The organism is Agrobacterium rosae, from assembly GCF_002915175.1.
Taxonomy (GTDB): Bacteria; Pseudomonadota; Alphaproteobacteria; order Rhizobiales; family Rhizobiaceae; genus Agrobacterium; species Agrobacterium rosae.
This window is the reverse complement of the sequence record NZ_NXEJ01000008.1, coordinates 525,439-544,378: the sequence shown is the minus strand read 5'-3', so window position 1 is coordinate 544,378 and position 18,940 is coordinate 525,439. Positions and strand designations below refer to the sequence as shown.

13 protein-coding genes are annotated in these 18,940 nt (G+C 57.5%); 7 read left to right on the top strand and 6 right to left on the bottom strand.

The genetic code is table 11. The features are described 5' to 3' along the window. Positions 1-103 precede the first annotated feature (103 nt). Together CPJ18_RS18225 and kduI are read right to left on the bottom strand one after the other, a co-directional pair. Positions 104-439 carry a cupin domain-containing protein gene (locus CPJ18_RS18225; protein WP_103659719.1) on the bottom strand — a complete coding sequence of 112 codons (336 nt, stop codon included), beginning with the start codon at positions 437-439 and terminating at the stop codon, positions 104-106. An 11-nt stretch (positions 440-450) separates the two neighbouring features. Further along, positions 451-1,293 (bottom strand): 5-dehydro-4-deoxy-D-glucuronate isomerase, encoded by an 843-nt coding sequence (gene kduI, locus CPJ18_RS18220; protein ID WP_103659718.1) that lies wholly within the window; start codon positions 1,291-1,293, stop codon positions 451-453. A gap of 289 nt (positions 1,294-1,582) precedes the next feature. On the opposite strand from kduI, the gene CPJ18_RS18215 reads away from it, so the two are divergent. Beyond that, entirely contained in the window at positions 1,583-7,036 is a 5,454-nt protein-coding gene (locus CPJ18_RS18215; protein WP_103659717.1) for an alpha-2-macroglobulin family protein, read from the top strand. Continuing rightward, positions 7,033-9,114: a penicillin-binding protein 1C gene (gene pbpC, locus CPJ18_RS18210; RefSeq protein ID WP_103659582.1), complete on the top strand. Its 2,082-nt coding sequence runs from the start codon at positions 7,033-7,035 to the stop codon at positions 9,112-9,114. The genes CPJ18_RS18215 and pbpC overlap by 4 nt, the downstream gene beginning before the upstream one ends. Before the next feature lie 113 nt (positions 9,115-9,227). On the opposite strand, the gene CPJ18_RS18205 is transcribed toward pbpC, so the two are convergent. The 4 genes from CPJ18_RS18205 to CPJ18_RS18190 all read right to left on the bottom strand — a co-directional run bounded on the left by CPJ18_RS18205 (position 9,228) and on the right by CPJ18_RS18190 (position 13,408). Further along, positions 9,228-9,980, bottom strand: a complete 753-nt coding sequence (locus CPJ18_RS18205) for an ABC transporter ATP-binding protein (RefSeq protein ID WP_103659581.1) — start codon at positions 9,978-9,980, stop codon at positions 9,228-9,230. Beyond that, complete coding sequence (locus tag CPJ18_RS18200) at positions 9,974-11,041, bottom strand: FecCD family ABC transporter permease (RefSeq protein WP_077105220.1); 1,068 nt, start codon at positions 11,039-11,041, stop codon at positions 9,974-9,976. The genes CPJ18_RS18205 and CPJ18_RS18200 overlap by 7 nt, the downstream gene beginning before the upstream one ends. Further along, complete coding sequence (locus CPJ18_RS18195) at positions 11,042-12,178, bottom strand: ABC transporter substrate-binding protein (RefSeq protein ID WP_103659580.1); 1,137 nt, start codon at positions 12,176-12,178, stop codon at positions 11,042-11,044. It abuts the gene before it with no gap. Positions 12,179-12,274: 96 nt separating this feature from the next. After that, a complete protein-coding gene (locus CPJ18_RS18190; protein WP_103659579.1) occupies positions 12,275-13,408 on the bottom strand; it encodes an ABC transporter substrate-binding protein in 1,134 nt (377 codons plus the stop codon). Positions 13,409-13,518: 110 nt separating this feature from the next. Here CPJ18_RS18190 and CPJ18_RS18185 point away from each other — a divergent pair, with 110 nt between their 5' ends. From CPJ18_RS18185 to CPJ18_RS18165, 5 genes are all read left to right on the top strand, one after another. Then, positions 13,519-14,328, top strand: coding sequence for a class I SAM-dependent methyltransferase (locus CPJ18_RS18185; protein WP_103659578.1), 810 nt, complete (start codon positions 13,519-13,521; stop codon positions 14,326-14,328). Positions 14,329-14,644: 316 nt separating this feature from the next. Next, positions 14,645-15,943 carry an ABC transporter substrate-binding protein gene (locus CPJ18_RS18180; protein WP_103659716.1) on the top strand — a complete coding sequence of 433 codons (1,299 nt, stop codon included), beginning with the start codon at positions 14,645-14,647 and terminating at the stop codon, positions 15,941-15,943. Between the two features lie 65 nt (positions 15,944-16,008). Next, a complete protein-coding gene (locus CPJ18_RS18175; protein WP_103659577.1) occupies positions 16,009-16,950 on the top strand; it encodes a carbohydrate ABC transporter permease in 942 nt (313 codons plus the stop codon). 10 nt (positions 16,951-16,960) lie between these two features. Next, positions 16,961-17,800 carry a carbohydrate ABC transporter permease gene (locus CPJ18_RS18170; RefSeq protein WP_077105225.1) on the top strand — a complete coding sequence of 280 codons (840 nt, stop codon included), beginning with the start codon at positions 16,961-16,963 and terminating at the stop codon, positions 17,798-17,800. Positions 17,801-17,839: 39 nt separating this feature from the next. After that, positions 17,840-18,925, top strand: coding sequence for an ABC transporter ATP-binding protein (locus CPJ18_RS18165; RefSeq protein ID WP_103659576.1), 1,086 nt, complete (start codon positions 17,840-17,842; stop codon positions 18,923-18,925). Positions 18,926-18,940: the final 15 nt, after the last annotated feature.

The window sequence follows — 18,940 nt, the reverse complement described above, 5'->3', positions numbered from 1 at the left end:
GGCGGGGGTATAACGGCTTCCCTTACTCCCTCATTCCTGTGACAAGCACAGGAATGAGGAGATACAAACCATTGTCACAAGCTCTGCAACAACCCTCAACGTCTCAAAGAAACTCTGCGCGATGCGGCGTAAAGGTGTCGATCAGGCGACCTTTTTCGAGCGCCTTTACTCCGTGCACGAGGTCAGGTTTGACGATGAAGCTGCCGCCTTGTGACAGCTCTTGCGTTACGCCATCAATGGTGACTTCGAAACGTCCTTCTGCCACGTAACTTGCCTGAATATGCGGATGCGAGTGAGGCGCGCCGATGGCGCCTGCTTCGAAGACGACTTCGACCATCATCATTTCAGGTAGATAGGCCATGATACGGCGGGAAACGCCAGGTTCCGTCGGCGTCCACTGGCTGTCATCGGCATTTACGAAGGCTTTGCTCTGGCTCATCATGTCGCTCCTTATTTCAGATCATCCATGCTCACGAGATCGACGTCGGTGTAGTCGACATTGTCGCCCGCCATGGCCCAGATGAAGGAGTAATTCGCGGTTCCGGCACCGGAATGGATCGACCAACCCGGAGAAAGTGCGGCCTCTTCGTTCTTCATCACCAGATGGCGCGTTTCGTTTGGTTCGCCCAAGAAGTGGAAGACGCGGGCCGTATCGGGCAGGTCGAAATAGAGATAGGCCTCCATGCGCCGGTCGTGAATATGGCACGGCATGGTGTTCCACACGGAACCCGGCGCAAGGCTCGTCATGCCGACGACCAACTGGCAGGTCTTGACGCCTTCGGGGTGAATGAACTGGAAAATGGAGCGCTCGTTGCTGGTGGCCTGCGACCCGAGATCGACACGCTTTGCATCATTGATGCCAATGTGTCTTGCCGGGTAGGCCGCATGTGCTGGCGCGCTCAGCAGGTAAAACTTGGCGGGCGTTTCTGATGATGCGGACGCAAAGGATACGTTTGAACCCATACCGGCATAGACCATGTCGCGCGTACCGGTTTCAAATCCGGTGCCATCGACGGTCACGGTACCCTTGCCGCCGATATTGACGACGATCAATTCACGCCGCTCGAGAAACGATTTCGTTCCTGTTGGTTTAATGGTTTCCAACTCCAAGGAACCGGACACCGGCACAGCACCGCCGACGATCATGCGATCGTAATTCGTGTAATGCAGTTGAACGGTGTCGTTGATGAACAGAGGCGGCAACAGGAAGTTTTCGCGAAGCTCTTCAGTGCCGAATGTCGCGGCAGTCTTCGGGTCGATGGCAAAGCGGTTGGTGTACTGTGTCTGGCCCATGGTTCTCCCAATCATATCTCGGACGAAGTTGTCATACATATATGCGATAGAAATCCTATGTCAATCGACCGCAGCCGCGCTAGGTGTTGCGGTTCAGTGCAAAAATCGTTGCAAATGCGGGATTTCCACCTTCGCAACCTGTAAGGCAGGTTCTACAAGTTCTCTTGCGCGCATGGTTTTGGCCCATTCAGCGATCGATATGTCCGCATTCAACAACTCCGCATCACATTGACTTTCGGCGTGAAATCCGAGCAGAGTCGCCGCGGTCGTGCGTACCGGGGAGGGACCAATGTTCGTGCGTTCTGTTTTGAAGAGCCTGTTTTTCGTTTTCGCTACTTTGGCGGTCCAGCCAGCGCTTGCGCAGGACGCGACGCGAAAGATCGTCACCACCCAAAACGGTGATTATTTCGGTTTCGATCTTCGCACCGAGCAGAATGTCTCCCAGCCACAATGCGAAACCATCTGCATAAACGATACATCCTGCAAGGCCTTCACCTATAATCCCAAGGTGAAATGGTGCTTCCTCAAGTCGGATTTTAACCAGCTCAATGCCTTCCCCGGCGCAGTCGCAGGCAAGGTCGTAGAGGTCGCTGCCAAGAGCGAGCCTGATCTTGGCGCGCCGCAGAAACTCTCCTTTATCGATGACAGCCTTTACCAGGAGGCGCGACGTCTCAAGGCGAGCCTCTCCCCCGCCGGAGATGGGCAGTCGATGGACAATTGGCTTTCACTAGCACGACAGCAATCTGCCGCCGGCGATTTCGTCGGCGCGGTTGGGAGTTACAAGCTGGCGCTCGCGCTAGGCCCTGAAGATGGTGTGGCCTGGGCTGAATTTTCGCAGGCGGCATCGAAAATACAAAACAATTATGAGATGTCGGCACAGGCAGTTTCGGCCGCCCTCAACGCCTATTCGCTGAGCCGCACGGTTTCTGCCCGCACAAGCATACTTGATACGCTGGCGGTGGCGTTTGAAAAAACCCAGAACTACCGCGCCGCCCTCAATAGCTACAAGGCCAGCCTTGCCCTGTCGGATGTCCCCCAGACGCGTGCTGCCTATGCCGATTTGAAGACCCGCCAGGGCTTCCGTGTTATCGGCAACACCGTCGATACCGATAGTGTCAGCCCGCGCGCCTGCGTTCAGTTTTCAGAACCTCTGGTCAAGAACGGCGTCGATTATTCCTCTTTCGTCACGCTGGATGGCGCAGCGCCCAAGGCCATCGAGGCCAAGGGCAGCGAAATCTGCGTGGAAGGCCTGACGCACGGACAGCGCTACAAGATTGCGCTACGCGCCGGTCTCCCGTCCTCGGTGGAAGAACCGCTCGAAAACCAGGTCGATCTCGACATCTATGTTCGGGACAGATCCGGCTCGGTCCGCTTCACGGGAGAGAATTTCGTGCTTCCCGGCACCGCCCGCCGTGGCATTCCGTTGGTGTCCGTCAATATCGACCATGCCGATCTCAAGCTCTACCGCGTCGGTGACCGCAGCATCGCGACATTGCTGACCAACTCGCAGTTCCTGACGCATATGGATGGCTATGGCGCAGAGCGGCTTGAAAACGAGATCGGCGAACTCGTCTGGCAGGGCGGCATCGATATTCAGAACGAGTTGAACAAGGATGTCGTCACGAGCTTTCCGGTCGACGAGGCCTTGCCGGAACGCAAGCCGGGTATCTATGTGCTCACCGCGGTACCACCCGGCACGCCGGTCGAAAGCTGGGATTCCCTCGCCACCCAATGGTTCCTCGTCTCGGACACTGGCATCACCACCTATGCCGGGACCGATGGCCTCAACGTCTTTGCGCGGGCGCTCAGCACGGCCAAACCGCTAAAGGGCGTGGTCCTCCAGCTTTTGGCGAAGAACAACGAAATTCTCGGCACCGCGACGACCGATGACGAAGGCCGTGCAGTTTTCTCGGCTGGCCTCATGCGCGGCACGGCCGGGCAGGCACCTGCCATCATCACGGCACGAAACGGCGATAAGGACTACGTCTTCCTCGATATGACCCGCGCCGGTTTCGACCTGTCTGACCGTGGCGTCACGGGCCGCGCCTCTCCCGGCGCGCTGGATGTCTTTAGCTGGACGGAACGCGGTATCTACCGCGCAGGCGAAACCGTGCATGCCGCGGCTTTGGCCCGGGATATCGAAGGCAACGCCGTTGAAAATCTGCCGCTGACCTTCATCTTCTCGCGTCCTGATGGGGTCGAGGACCGTCGTTTTGTCAGCGATGGAAAGGCCTTGGGTGGTTATGCGGTCGACTTTGTCACTCAGGAAAGTGCCATGCGTGGCACTTGGACGCTGCGCATCCATACGGATCCGAAAGCCGCCGCCATCAGCGAAAAGTCCTTCCTTGTCGATGACTTTGTGCCTGACAGAACCGAGTTCGATCTGTCCAGCAAAGCCAAGGAGATCGATCCCGCCGCTGATACTGCCATCGATGTCGATGGCCGTTATCTCTATGGCGCGCCCGCTGCCGGGCTGGAACTCGAAGGCGAAATCGCGCTCAAGGCAACGCGCACCCGCGATGGTTTCGATGGTTATCTGTTCGGTCTGGCGGATGAGGAAAGCCAGGAGGAAAGCCGCACCACGCTCGACGCGCTTCCCGCGCTCGATGAAAACGGCAAAGCGACCTTCGATGTCACATTGGCCGATGTCCCGGCGACGACGCAGTTTCTCTCCGCCGACATCACCGTTCGCATGCGCGAAGCCGGTGGCCGCGCGGTCGAACGCTCGCTGACATTGCCGGTCAAATCTGATAGTGCGATGATCGGCATCAAGCCGGAATTTTCCGGCGATCTCGCGGAAAACTCCATCGGCCGTTTCCACGTCATCGGCCTTGCCGCAGACGGCTCGAAACAGGCCATGAGCGGGCTGACCTGGAAGCTCATCAAGGTCGAACGGAACTATCAATGGTATCGTCAGGGCAATTCCTGGCGTTATGAACCTGTGGTTTACACCAAGCAGGTCCAGACCGGCACCTTGGCAGTGGACGCCAATGGCGGCGAGATTTCCGTGCCTGCCACCTGGGGACGATATCGTCTCGAGGTCGAATCCGCAGACAATAACGGCCCCACTTCCAGCGTCGAATTCGACGCGGGTTGGTATGTCGCTGCAAGCTCCACGGAAACACCTGACGCGCTGGAAATCGCGCTCGACAAGCAGAGCTACAAAGTCGGCGATACCGCCAAATTGCAGGTCACGTCGCGTTTTTCAGGTCAATTGATGGTCGCATCCGGTTCGGAAAAACTGATCGCTGTCCAGAATGTCGACATCGGTGAAAATGGCGGCGAAGTCGATATTCCCGTGACGAAAGAATGGGGTGCCGGCTCCTACGTGACCGCAACCCTGTTCCGTCCCGGCGATGCGCAGGAAAGCCGCATGCCCATGCGCGCCATCGGCGTCAAATGGCTGGCAGTCGATCCGGGTGAGCGCAAGCTGGGCATTGCCCTGACGCTTCCCAAGCAGACATTGCCGCGCCAGCCGCTCGAAATTCCTGTGCAGGTGTCCGGTGCGGGCGCTGGTGACAAAGCCTATGTCACGGTCGCTGCCGTCGATGTCGGCATTCTCAATCTCACCCGCTATGAGCCGCCCAAGCCGGATGACTGGTATTTCGGCCAGCGCCGTCTCGGGCTGGAAATCCGCGATATCTACGGCCGTCTGATCGATGGTTCGCTCGGTGCCACTGGGCGTCTCAGAACCGGCGGTGACGGCGGTCAGGTCGCACTTCAGGGAAGCCCGCCCAAGGAAAAGCTGGTGGCTTTTTTCGCCGGTCCGGTGGAACTGGATGCTGAGGGCAAGGCAATCATCCGTTTCGATATTCCGCAATTCAACGGAACGGCTCGTGTCATGGCTGTTGCCTGGACGAAGACCGGCGTCGGTCATGCGGTATCGGATGTCGTCATCCGTGATCCCGTTGTCATCACCGCCAGTGCGCCGAAGTTCCTCAGCCCCGGCGATATCTCGCAAATGCGTGTCGATATCGCCAACACCGATGGCGCTGCGGGCGATTACAAACTGGATATCGCCAGCAACACCGCGCTTACCGTCGATCAGGGTGAGGTATCGCAGATCGTATCGCTGCAAAAGGGTGGCAAGGCGTCGTTGACCGTGCCTTTGACCGGTGAATATCCGGGTAACGGTGCCATAACCATCAAGCTCAGCAATGCCAGCGGTCTTTCGCTGGAACAGGCCGTCAATATCCCCGTGCGGCCCTCGGTGCTGCCGGTCACGACGCGTCGAAACATTAAGATCGCGTCCAACAGCAGTCTCACGGTGGATGGCGCATTGCTGGCAGACAGCATGTTGCTGGGGTCGTCTGTCGCGGTCAACGTCACGCGTTCACCGGCCTTCGATGTTCCGGGGCTGGTCATGATGCTGGATAAATACCCCTATGGCTGCGCCGAGCAGACCACCAGCCGCGCTCTTCCGCTGCTCTATGTTTCGGAACTGATGAAACAGCGCGGCGGCGCTGATGATATGGACCTGCGCAAGCGGGTGCAGGATGCGATCTACCGCGTTCTGTCCTTCCAGTCCTCATCCGGCGGCTTTGGTCTCTGGGGTCCCGGTGAAGGCGATCTCTGGCTGGATTCCTACATCACGGACTTCCTGACGCGTGCGCGGGAGCAATCCTATGATGTGCCTGAGACGGCCATGGTGCAGGCGCTGACCAACCTGCAAAACGGGCTGGCCTATGACAACAACGTCAAGGATCGCGGCAACCAGATTGCCTATTCTCTCTATGTTCTTGCGCGCAATCGCAAGGCTGCCGTCAACGATCTCAGATATTATGCCGACACGGCCTTGGCCGATTTCCCGACACCGCTTGCCAAGGCGCAACTGGCCTCGGCCTTGTCGCTTTATGGCGATGCGGCGCGGTCCAAGACCGTCTTCGGCGCGTCGCTCAGCATGGCCTCGGCTACCACCAAGGTCAGCCTCTCCCGGGCGGATTATGGATCGGTTCTGCGCGATGGCGCGGCATCGCTGGCCCTTGCGGCCGAAAGCCGACCGGTGCCTGCTGTCGTGCCGCAACTGGCCAGTGCCGTTGCCAAGGCGTGGGACGCGAAAGCCTATACCAGCACACAGGAACAGGCCTGGATGCTGCTGGCCGCCCGCGCTTTGAAGGGTGAGGACAAGGACGTCAAGCTTGATATCAACGGCTCCCTGGAACAGGGCGGTTACAGCAAGGGCATGAGCGGCGATGAGCTGCTGCAATCGCCCATCACGATCACCAACGCCTCGAAAGATACGGTCACGGCGGTCGTGACCACCGTCGCTCCACCCGCCCAGCCTCTGGCAGCAGGTGGCAACGGTTTCGATATCAAGAAAACCTATTATTCGATGGATGGCGAAGAGGTGAATATCAGCGAGGCCACGCAGAACGAGCGTTACGTCGTCGTCTTGACGGTCACGCCCAAGAACAAATGGGAATCGCGCCTTATCATGACCGATCTTCTGCCCTCGGGCTTTGAGATCGATAATCCGAGCCTCGTCAATAGCGCAGCACTTTCTAATTTCGATTGGTTGCCGGAAACGGAAGCTGCTCACACCGAGTTCCGCTACGACCGTTTCGTTGCAGCCTTTGATCAGGCCGCGGGCGATAACTCGGAAATTACGCTGGCCTATGTTGTCAGGGCCGTAACACCCGGCACCTACGATAACCCGGCTGCTTCCGTGGAAGATATGTATCGTCCGCAGTTCTCTGCGCGCACGGCAACCGGTCGCATGGAGGTCCGCGCGGCGCAGCAATGATCAGGTGGCGGGCATTCATTGGCGGTTTCGTCGTGGCGGCAGTCCTGACTGCCGCCTGCGTCTATACGCTGAACCGTCTGGATCATGCCTATCCGCCACCGCTGCAAAATGCCAGGATCGTCTCGCAGGAAGTGCTGGACAGAGATGGAAAGCTGTTGCGCGCTTTTGCCACGCCGCAAGGGCGCTGGCGGCTTCACACCGATGCCACAGAGGTCGATCCGCAATTCATCAACATGCTGGTCGCCTATGAGGATCAGCGGTTTTTCGACCATGGCGGCGTGGATTTTCAGGCCTTGGGACGCGCCGCCTGGCAATTGCTGACCAATGGCCGCATCGTCTCAGGTGCCTCCACGCTGTCCATGCAGGTAGCGCGGTTGATAGAGCCGCGCACTGACCGGTCTCTCAGCACCAAACTTCTGCAGATGGTGCGGGCATGGCAAATCGAACGACGCCTCACAAAGCCTGAAATCATCGATCTCTATCTCAACATTGCTCCCTATGGCGGCAATCTGGAAGGCGTGCGCGCAGCAAGCCTAGCCTGGTTCGGCAAGGAGCCGAAGCGGCTTGACACGGCAGAGGCCGCATTGCTGGTTTCGTTGCCGCAACTGCCGGAAAAGCGCCGCCCGGATCGCTTTCCCACTGCGGCGAAAGAAGCCCGCGAGCGCGTGTTGCAACGGCTCGCCGTCGAACGCGTGGTGGGTGAGGGTGAGGCCGCCCGCGCCGCAGTCGCGGCCATTCCCGCAAAGCGCATCGATCTTCCGTCCTACGCGCCGCATCTGGCGCAGGCGGCGCGCGTCCGTTTTCCGCAGTCCTTGACCATAGGCTCGACGCTGCGGCTGCCTGTTCAAAAAGAGCTTGAAGAGCTGGCGCAACGCTCTGCCAAAAAGCTTGGAGACAAGGTTTCGGTTGCCATCGTCATGTCCGATAGCACGACAGGTGAGATCGTCGCAGAGGTCGGCTCGTCTGATTTTCTCGATAGCAATCGCCGTGGCTGGGTGGAAATGAGTCGCGCGGTGCGCTCCCCCGGCTCGACGCTCAAACCCTTCATCTACGGCCTTGCCTTCGAAAACGGCCTGATTGCGCAGGAAACCGTCATCGAAGATCGCCCGGCGGATTTTTCCGGCTACCGGCCACGCAATTTCGATATGCAGTATCAGGGTGATGTCAGCATTCGCCAGGCCCTGCAACTCTCCCTCAACGTCCCCGCGGTACGCCTGCTGGATGCCGTCAGTCCTGCCGCGCTGATGGTCCGCTTTCGCCGCGCCTCAGTTAAACTCACACTGCCAAAGGCGGAAACGCCTGGGCTGGCCATTGCCCTTGGCGGCGCTGGTCTGTCGCTCGTCGATCTCGTCCAGCTTTACGCCGCGCTCGCCAATGGCGGCCAGCCGGTACAGTTGGGGGACGGGGTGCGCGGCAAACCGCGGATACTCGATGTCGATCCGCTCTTTTCCAAGGCTGCGATCTGGAACATCAGCGATGTCCTCTCCGGTGTCTTGCCGCCGCTGGGCATGAAGCAGCGCGGCATCGCCTATAAAACCGGAACCAGCTACGGCTACCGCGATGCATGGTCTGTCGGTTTCGATGGCCGCTACGTCATCGGCGTATGGGCGGGCCGTGCCGATAACGGCTCGGTTCCCGGTCTGGCCGGCTATGTTTCCGCCGCACCCATCCTGTTCGAAGCTTTCTCAAAATCCGGGGTCTCCATTACCCCTTTTCCTCCGCCGCCATCAGGCACCACGCGCCTTGCCTATGGCGACCTGCCGGCAAACCAACGTCGCTTCAGCGTTACCAGCACCGGCCTCTTGTCCACCAACCACCGCGAAGCATCGCCGCAGATCGTCTACCCACCCGAAGGTGCGCGCATCGAACTCACGGGCCAGAGCGGCGAGGTTTCTCCGCTTGTCTTAAAGCTGCAAGGCGGGCGCGCACCCTTCCACTGGCTCGCCAACGGCAAACCCTTGCCCGAACCCTCCCGGCGTCGAAGCAGCGAATGGCTACCGGAAGGCCAGGGCTTCTCGACATTGACGGTGATCGATGCGGATGGACGGGCGTCCAGTGTGCGGATTTTTGTTGAGTAGAGGAGCCACCATTTTGCAGTCGGCGGTGCTACAAGTTTGCCACAAATTCCGTCCTCATGCTTCGAGTGCGCTGCGCGCCACCTCAGCATGAGGACAAAGTATGCTGTTAAACCTTAAGCCGTCCCATCGACCAAAATAAACGGCTGCCCACGCGAACACATCTCAATGCGCGCATCGACCTTGTAGATCGTCCGCAGCATATCCGGCGTAATCACGGCAGACGTCTGGCCGCTGACGGCCATCTCGCCACCGGCGATGACGATGGTGTGTTCGCAGTAGCGTAGCGCATGGTTGAGGTCATGCAGGGCGATGAGGACGATCATGCCGTTGCTGCGGGCGAGGTTGGTGATGAAATCCAGCACCTCGACCTGCCGGTGCAGGTCGAGCGCCGATGTCGGTTCGTCCATCAGCAGGACTTCCGGTTTGCGCACCAGCGCCTGCGCCAGCGATACCAGCTGGCGTTGGCCCCCAGACAGTTCGCCAAGACCGCGAAAGGCCAGATCATGAATGTTGAGCGCTTTCAGAATGGCGTCGATCTCGGCCAGCTCGTCATCATGCACTTTCCAGCCGGTGCCCTGTTTCGCGGATAGAAGAATGGATTCGTACACAGTCAGAACGGCATTTGCACCGGTGTCCTGGGGCATGTAGCAGATGGTGCGCGGACCCTGTTCCGTCTGCGACAGCGTCACGACGCCGGGGCCTTTGATCAGGCCTGCGATGCGTTTGAACAGCGTGGATTTTCCTGCCGCATTGGGGCCGATGACGGCGGTTATGCTGCCAGCCTCCAGCATATCCATGGTGACATTGGCCAGCACTGTCGTGCGTCCATATTTGGCGCCGACATCCTGAAGGGCGAGGGCTACCATGCGCGTCTCCTGTTGGAGAAGATGAGGACAAAGAAGAAGGGCACGCCGACCAGTGCCGTGATGACCCCGATGGGCAGGATCGCACCGGGGATCAGCACCTTGCTGACCACAGATGTCACCGATAACAGCAGCGCACCGCAAATGACCGAGCCGGGCAGGAAGAAGCGCTGGTCTTCCCCCACCACCATGCGTGCAATATGCGGGCCGACGAGGCCGATAAAGCCGATGGTCCCGACGAAGGAAACGGGAATGGACGCCAGCAGGCTGACGGTCAGCATGGTGTGCAGGCGCAGGCGGCGCACATTGATGCCCATGCTGGCGGCCTTGTCATCGCCCAGACGAAGCGCCGTCAAAGCCCATGCGTTTTTCATGAAAAGCGGCACGGTCAAGACAAGGATCGCGGCTGTCACATAGACCTTGGCCCAGGTTGCCTTGGTCAGGCTGCCCATGGTCCAGAACACCACAGCGGCCAAGGCCTGTTCGGACGCCAGATATTCCAGCATCGAAAGGGCGGCGTTGAAGGTGAAGACGAGCGCAATGCCCAGCAGCACGATGGTCTCAACCGTCACGCCGCGCATGGTGGAGGCGAAGTGGATGAAGAGTGCTGCCACCATCGCCATGACGAAGGCGTTGATCGGCACCATATATTCGACGGCACCCGGAAAAAGTGCGACACCGCCGACCAATGCGAGGGCTGCACCAAAGCTGGCAGCGGCCGAAATGCCGAGCGTAAACGGGCTGGCGAGCGGGTTGGCGAGAATGGTCTGCATCTGCGCCCCAGCAACGGACAGCGATGCACCAACCGTCACGGCCATCAGCGCTATCGGCATGCGGATGTCCCAGATGACGACGCGCAACTGGTTGGCCACGCCTGCTGGATCGAGAACCGCGCTGATCACCTGAGACAGCGTGTAGCGTGCCGGACCAAGCGCCATATCGGTCGCAAGACTGAGACACAGGGCGACAACGAGCCCGACCAGTATCAGAATGCGCCGTGCGGCCAGAGCGCGATATTGCGCCCCGCCAGTCTTCTCGACATAGGTTTCCACGATGGATGCCATTTAATTCGAGCCTTTTTCAAGTGAAACAAAGTATCCGGGCTTGTAAGTCACGGGCAGAAACCTCTCGTGAAACTCTTCGAAATTCTGTTCCGGGTTCAGATCGGCAAAAAGCTCCGGGTGAAACCACTTTGCAAATTGCTGGATGGGAAAGAACTCGTAAGGCGCGCCATAAAACTGGTGCCAGACAGCGTGAACGTTGCCCTTCTTCACGGCGTCCAACTCGGGAAACGGCGTGCGCGTCATTAGCTTGGCCAGCCGTTCACGCGACAGGTCCATGTCGGCACCGCGTCCAACCGGCACGAACTGGTTGATATCGGATTCTGCGGCCCAGTTGGAACCGGTGACGATGACATGCTCAGGGTTGGAAACGATAAGCTGCTCAGGATTGAGGTCTCCGAAAGTGGTCTTGATCACGTCCGCCGCGATGTTGTGTCCACCCGCTTGTTCGATCATCGCGCCAAAATTGACGGGACCGAAGGTGCGGCAGCAATTGTTTTCACCCGAAATTCCCGGCGCACGCTCGATGAAGACGCTCGGACGCTTCAGGTCCTTGACGGATGCCAGCTTGTCGGTCACCAGCGCGATCTGGTCGTGGCGATAGGCAATGAATTCTTCTGCGCGGGGCACGGCACCGAAAATCTGGCCTAGGACTCGAATGGAATTTTCGCTGTTCTTTTCCGGGTCGAGACGGAAATCGAGATAGACGACCTTGATACCAGCTGCTGCCGCTTTCTCCTCGAAGCCGCTTTCCTTGGCGGTTTTTTCGACTTCCAGATTGAGCGTGATGACGTCAGGCGTCAGCGCAATCGCCGCTTCAAGGCTGAAATCGCCCTGCGGAAGATAACCGAAAAGAGGTAGCTTTTTGATCTGCGGGAAATGCTCGATGTAGGCCTTATAGCTGTCCGGGTCTTTCTTCACGAGATCGTCGCGCCAGCCGACGATGGTATCGAAGGTCTTTTCGCCACGCAGTGCCGCGATGACGTGAATTTGGCGGGCTTCACCCACGATGACGCGTTTGGCAGGTACGTCGATATCGACCTTGCGGCCTGCGGCGTCAACGATTTCAGTTGCCAGAGCTGGTGTTGCAATGAGGGCCAATATGAAGGCGGCGATCCGCTTAAAATTCCTGAACGGCACGGGCGGTCCTTTCGATCTAAAATGTACTTCGGCGAAGCCGTAATTTACGGCTCCGCCTGATGTCCGATCGGCGCTCCCCCTTCGCCGTTCTGATATTTACTTGTCGTCCTTCAGGGACACGAAGTAGCCAGGCTTGTAATCAAGCGGCAGGAAGCGAGCGTGCAATTCCCTAAAGGTTGCTTCCGGGTCCATGTCCTTGAACAGGTCCGGGTGCAGCCACTTGGCAATTTCCTGAATGGCCACGAACTGGTACGGGTTGTTGTAGAACTGGTGCCAGATGGCGTGAACATTGCCATCTTCGACCGCCTTGACGCCTGTGAAGGCAGGGCGCTTGGTCAGGTTTTCCAGCTTGCGACGGGCTTCCTTCAGGTCTGCGCCGTAACCGACGCCAACCCAGTTGCCGCCGGGAACGTAAGCATCCCACTTGCCGCCTGTCACGATGATCTGCTCGGGGTTGGAGGCAATCACCTGCTCCGGGTTCACCGTTCCGAAGGTACCTGGAATGATGTCTTTTGCCATGTTGATGCCACCGGCGATCTCGACCATCTTGCCGAAATTCTCGTTGCCGAAGGACATGCAGCAATCGTCGGAGTAACCGCCTGCGCGCTCAACGAACACGACCGGGCGCTTCGGTTTGTCCTTGTCCAGCACGTCTGTGACGCGCTTGATGCTGTCGGAGCGGAACTTGATGAACTCTTCAGCGACGTCCTGCTTGCCCATCAACTGGCCCATCACGCGCATGCTTGGCTCGGTGTTTTCCATCGGCTTTTCGCGGAAGTCGACATAAACCAGTGGAATGCCGACCTTGCCGAGCTTCTCGATGTAACCGGCTTCTTCCGTCGCTGTCTTGGCGTCGATGTTCATCAGAATGACGTCGGGCTTCAACGCAACAGCCTGTTCGATATCGAACGTGCCATCCTTCATGCCGCCAAACGTTGGCAGTTTGGCAATGTCAGGATATTTCGCCAGATAGGCCTGATAGGATTCCGGATCTGCCTTTGGCAGATCATCACGCCAGCCGACGACGTGTTCGAAGGGGTTTTTCTTGTCGAGTGCGGCAAGGAAGTAAATCTGCCGGCCTTCGCCGAGAATGACGTGCTTGACCGGCACGTTGACCTCGACATCGCGGCCCGTCACGTCCTTGATCGTCACCTTTTCGGCAAACGCGGGGAAGACGGTGGAAACGAGAAGACCCATTGCAAGAGCGGCGGATTTGCCTGTAATGCGCATCGAAATTGTTCTCCGGTAAAACTAACGGCGCTTTATTGTTTTATGACTGTTAAAGTCAAGTTTTATCTTTTAGAGCATTTCGAAAGTGACGGTCGCGAAGGTTGGATGTGATGAACAGCGCAGATAATTACGGGAATAATTTCGGTCTTCGCGACGAAATAAAAGCGTATTGGTCAATCCGTGCAGCGACCTTTGATCTGTCTCCCGGTCATGAAATCTTCTCCGAAGAAGAACGTGCGGCCTGGCATCGACTGGTGGAAAAACACATCGGCAGAGGTGAAGGCAAAAGCGCTCTTGACCTCGCTTCAGGCACCGGCGTGATCTCGCATTTGATGGACGATCTAGGCTACCGCGTTACCGGGCTGGACTGGGCCGAACCGATGCTGGAGCGCGCCAAGGCGAAAGCGAAAAGCCGCAATCGAGCTATTTCCTTCCGCATGGGTGATGCGGAAAACACAATGGAGCCGGATGGCGCTTATGATGTCATCATCAACCGCCATCTGGTCTGGACGCTTGTTGATCCCAAGGCTGCATTTCGCGAATGGCTGCGCGTGCTGAAGCCGGGCGGTAAGGTGCTGATCGTTGATGGCGATTTCGTCAATGTCGGCTTTGCAGAGAAGATGCTGAAAAGCCTTGCGAACTGGTTGCAGAAACGCGGTATTTTGAAAGCCGACCCGTTGCACGCTCCTGCAGAGCTTATGGGGCAGCACAACAGCATTCTTTCCCGCGTCTATTTCTCGCAGGGCGCGCGGGCGGATGCCGTTGCGGACATGCTGCGCGAAGCTGGTTTTGAAGATGTTGCAATCGATACCGATCTGCGTGACATCCATAAAACCCAGGCAAAGCACTGGAATGTTCTGAAGGCCGCAGCGCGTGGTATTCAGCATCGATATGCGGTTTTCGGTCGCAAACCGGGGTAACTTTCAAAGCCTGTTGTATTTAACGTCTTCACGCGGGCCGCATATTTGACATGCTTGGCTAAGGGCAAAACTTGTCCTTAGATTTGCTTCCTGCTCACCACGACATTGCGCTCCATCCCCTCCATCATATTTCAAATAGCTCCATTATTCGGCCAAGCTCGTGCCGGATTCGCCTCCTAAGATTAGTTACTTATGATGTAATATATTAGCGCATAAGTTTCTTGTATTGTCTGATGACTTGGAATACTCATCAGTTGAATTTCGAGGTGTCCTCCCATCTGTGCGCCTCGTTCAGGGAGAAAACGTGGAGGTAGGAATGCATAAAAGGTCTTTGAAGGCTCTGCTCGTTGGCTGCTCTATTTTGTGCGGCGCTTACAGTGCGCAGGCTCAATCCATCAGTGTTTGGTCAAGGCAGACAGATGAATCCATCAGCGTTTTGAAGGCGCTGACAGATGCATTTACAGCCGATACCGGCATCAAGGTCGAAACCTTCAACACCGGTATCGATTTCGAGCAACGTCTTGCGCGCGCCGCTGCCGGTCGTACTCTCCCCGACATCGTTTTGAATGATACGACTGCCATGGGTCAGATGAGCCAGATGGGCATTCTCAAGCCCATTGATCCATCGAAGATCGCCGGTAGTCAGGACGTTTCGACATCGGCATGGGATGGAGCCAAGGCCAGCGACGGCCAGTTTTATTCCTTGCCTATTTCAGCCCAGTCCTTTGCCATGTTCATTCGCAAGGACTGGCGCGAAAAACTGAACATGCCGCAGCCAAAGACTTGGGAAGACGTTCGCAAGCTGGCAGAAGCCTTCACCAAGCAGGACCCGGATGGCAACGGCAAGGCTGATACGTTCGGTATGGCTATTCCCGGTTCCACGACGCGCGGATATGCCAGCTGGTTCATGAGCAGCTTCATTTGGCAGGCGGGTGGTGATTACGTCAAGCAATTGCCGGATGGGTTCGTCCCAACGCTCGATACGCCGCAGGTTGCCGAGGCGCTGACCTATGTGCGTGGTATGATTTGTGACAAGCTGGCTCAGCCCGGTGCCATCAACGCCACAACGGGCGACACGCTGCCGACATTCCGTTCCGGCCAGACCGGCATCTTCATTTCTGGTCCCTATCACATTCCGCAGATCGACGCCGAGCCGGGCAAGGATAAGACGGAAGTCGTCATGTTGCCCGCCGGTCCCGGAGGCATCGCTTCCCTTTCGGAGGGGACCAGCGCCTATCTGCTGAAAAGCGTCAAGGATGAAGAGTCCGCCAACAAGTTCCTGGCGTTCCTCGTCTCGCCAAAGGGCCAGGAAATCGCCATGGCGCAGGGCTCAGGTCGTACACCAATCGTTCGTTTGCCTGTTAACACGAAGGTCGATGTGAACGCCGTTCGTAACGATCCACGCTGGATGGTCTTCAAGGAAACCTTCGATAAATATGGGCATTATATGCCCGCCGTTCCAAACTGGACGGCAATCCGCACCGTTACCGGTGAGGGCTTCAACCGTATTCTGGCACAGTGCGATGCCGACGTGCCGACGGAACTGAAGGCATTGAACGAGCAGGTCAAGATCGAATTGAGTGGGCAGAACGCGCTCTCTGCGTCCCAACAGTAAACAGCTTCGCATGCGTCGCTGCAAACGTGGCGACGCTTGCACCAAGCTCAGTCTCTGAGGTCAATATGTCCGTTACGCCCCAAAATTCCGCTGTCGGAAGCGCCAAGACCACATCTGGCGCGACGCGGCGTCCTGTGAAACGGCGTCTGCGCACCGTGATGACGCCGTGGCTGTTTCTCGCGCCAGCGCTGATCATTTTCACATGGTTCAAGTTTTATCCGATGATCTCTGGTTTCTCCATGTCGTTTTATGACGTGCAGTTCTATTCCGATAGCAAGTGGGTCGGGTTAGATAATTTCTACCGTGCCTTCAGCGATCTGGCGTTGCGCACTGCGGTCATCCACACCACGATTTATGTTATTGTCGGAACCCTCTCAGCCTGCGTCGTCGCCTTCTTCATGGCCTTGACGCTTGAGGGCCCCGCGCGTCATCTTGGCATTATCCGGACGGCCGTCTTTTTACCGGCGATCACCAGCGTCGCGATTATCGCCGAAATCTGGCGCATTCTGTTCAATTCGGCCGATTATGGGCTGATAAATTCGATTCTCGGTTTCGTCGGCGTCGAGCCGCAGGGGTTTCTTTCCGACCCCAACCAGGCACTTTGGGTGCTGATCTTGATGAGTGCCTGGAAAAGCGCTCCCTATGACATGGTCATCTTCGTCGCTGGTCTTGTCGGCGTGAACCGGGAGCTTTACGACGCTGCAAGCGTTGATGGTGCCAGTGCCTGGCGCAAGCTCTGGCATGTCACATTGCCGGGCATCATCCCATCGATTTCGGTCGTCCTGATGCTGTCCTTTATCCGTGGCTTTCGTGTTTTTGCCGAAGTTTATGCCACCACTGGCGGCGGTCCGGCTGGTTCGACATCAACCATCATGACGCATATCTACAAAGTCGGTTTCGAAGACCTGAACTATGGCTACGCTTCCGCCGTCTCATTCATGCTGCTGCTCTTCACCGTCGCGTTGACGTTGCTGCACATGAAGGTCAAATCCAAGCTTACATCGTAAGGGGCGTCTGATGAAAACTTCTCATCTGCTCAATTTCGCCCGGTATGGCCTTTACGCCATCCTCATCGTTATCTTCGTCGGTCCTTTCTGGGGCGCGCTCGTCACTGCCTTCAGCGGTGTCAGCCTCAAACCCGGGCAGTTGACGCTGATCCCCCAGAGCCCGACGCTCGAGAACTTTCGGATTGCGCTTTTCGACATGAAAGTCTGGCGCTACCTGATGAACTCGGTGATCGTGGTCATCGTGGGAACCGGGCTGCAAGTTACGGTGAGTGCCTTGGCCGCCTATGCTTTGGCCCGCAAGAAATTCCGTGGCGCTGCTGTCGTCAGCTTGCTCATTCTGTGCACATTGATGCTACCGGAAGAAGTGATTGCCATTCCCCTTTATCTTGTGATGCAGAAAGAACTGCCGATCATCAATGTATCGATCTACAACACATATCTGGCCATGATCCTGCCAGTCGTGGGCTGGGCGTTTTCCATCTTCATGTTGACGGAGTTCATGCGTGCGATCCCGATGGAACTGGAAGAAGCAGCGCGCATCGATGGTGCGAGCGAGTGGCAAATTTTTTCCAAAGTCATATTACCTCTCGTGCGGCCTGCGCTTGGAACCGTGTTGATCTTCGGTTTCATCATGATTTGGGACCAGTATCTGTTGCCTCTCATCGTGGTGAACGACAAAGATCTGATGACGCTGCCGGTCGCGTTGGGCTCACTTCGCGTGGATGACACGATAACGCCGAATATTCTGGTTGCGGCAACTCTCATCGCTATGGCCCCCAGTATCATCGTTTATCTTCTGCTTCAGCGTCAATTCAATCGCGGCATCATGGCCGGCGCGGTCAAAGGCTAATCGCGCCACTTGCGCAGAAACAATCTTAAGAGGAATGAAATGGGTGCAGTTTCCCTACGGGGCGTTTCCAAGTCGTTTGGTGTCGTTGATGTCATCAAGGACGTATCGATAGACATCGCAGAGGGCGAGTTTTGCGTGCTGATCGGGCCAAGCGGCTCGGGTAAATCGACGTTGTTGCGCATCATCGCCGGGTTGGAAACGGCCAGTGAAGGCGAAATCCACATTGGTGGACGTGATGTTACCGACCTTGAGCCAAAACAGCGCGACATCGCCATGGTGTTTCAGAGTTACGCGCTCTATCCGCAAATGACCGTGCGCGAAAACATGAGCTTCGCCCTGCGCCTTGCGCGACGCCCGAAAGACGAGATCAATCAAAAGATCGATCAGGTGTCGCAAGTCCTCGGACTGGAAAAGCTGTTGGATCGTTTGCCGAAGGAACTTTCGGGTGGTCAACGACAGCGTGTGGCCATGGGCCGCGCAATCGTGCGCAACCCTGCTGTCTTTCTCTTCGATGAGCCGCTTTCGAACCTCGACGCCAAGCTGCGCAGCCAGGTTCGCGGTGAAATTCGCGATCTGCACCACCGCTTGAGCACAACGTCGGTCTACGTTACGCATGATCAGGTCGAAGCCATGACGATGGGACAGAAGGTCGTGGTCTTGCGCGATGGCCGGGTCGAGCAGGCCGGGACACCCTTGGAACTTTACGATTTGCCCGACAGCATCTTCGTGGCAAGCTTCATTGGCTCGCCAGCCATCAATATGATGAATGCCGCTATCGGTGCTGACGGGAAAAGTCTCTCTCTGCGCGACAGCCAGGGCCGGTTGCCGGTGCCGGGTAATTATAGCGCCTTTGGCGGGCGAGACGTTGTGGTCGGCATCCGACCGGAATATCTGGACGTCGTGCCACACGATACCGCTGACGCGCTGCCTGCAACCGTCCGGGCGGTGGAAACGACGGGTTCGGATACGACTGTGATATGCGATAGCCCGGTGGGACAGATACTTGTTTCATCCAAAAGCCGCAGTCCGCTGCATATGGGAGAAAACGTGGCATTGCGCGTCGCAGACGGCAAGGCATTGCTGTTCGACAAGCAAACCGAGCGGCGATTGGTGCCTTTGGCCTGAGTTATAAGCGCAGAT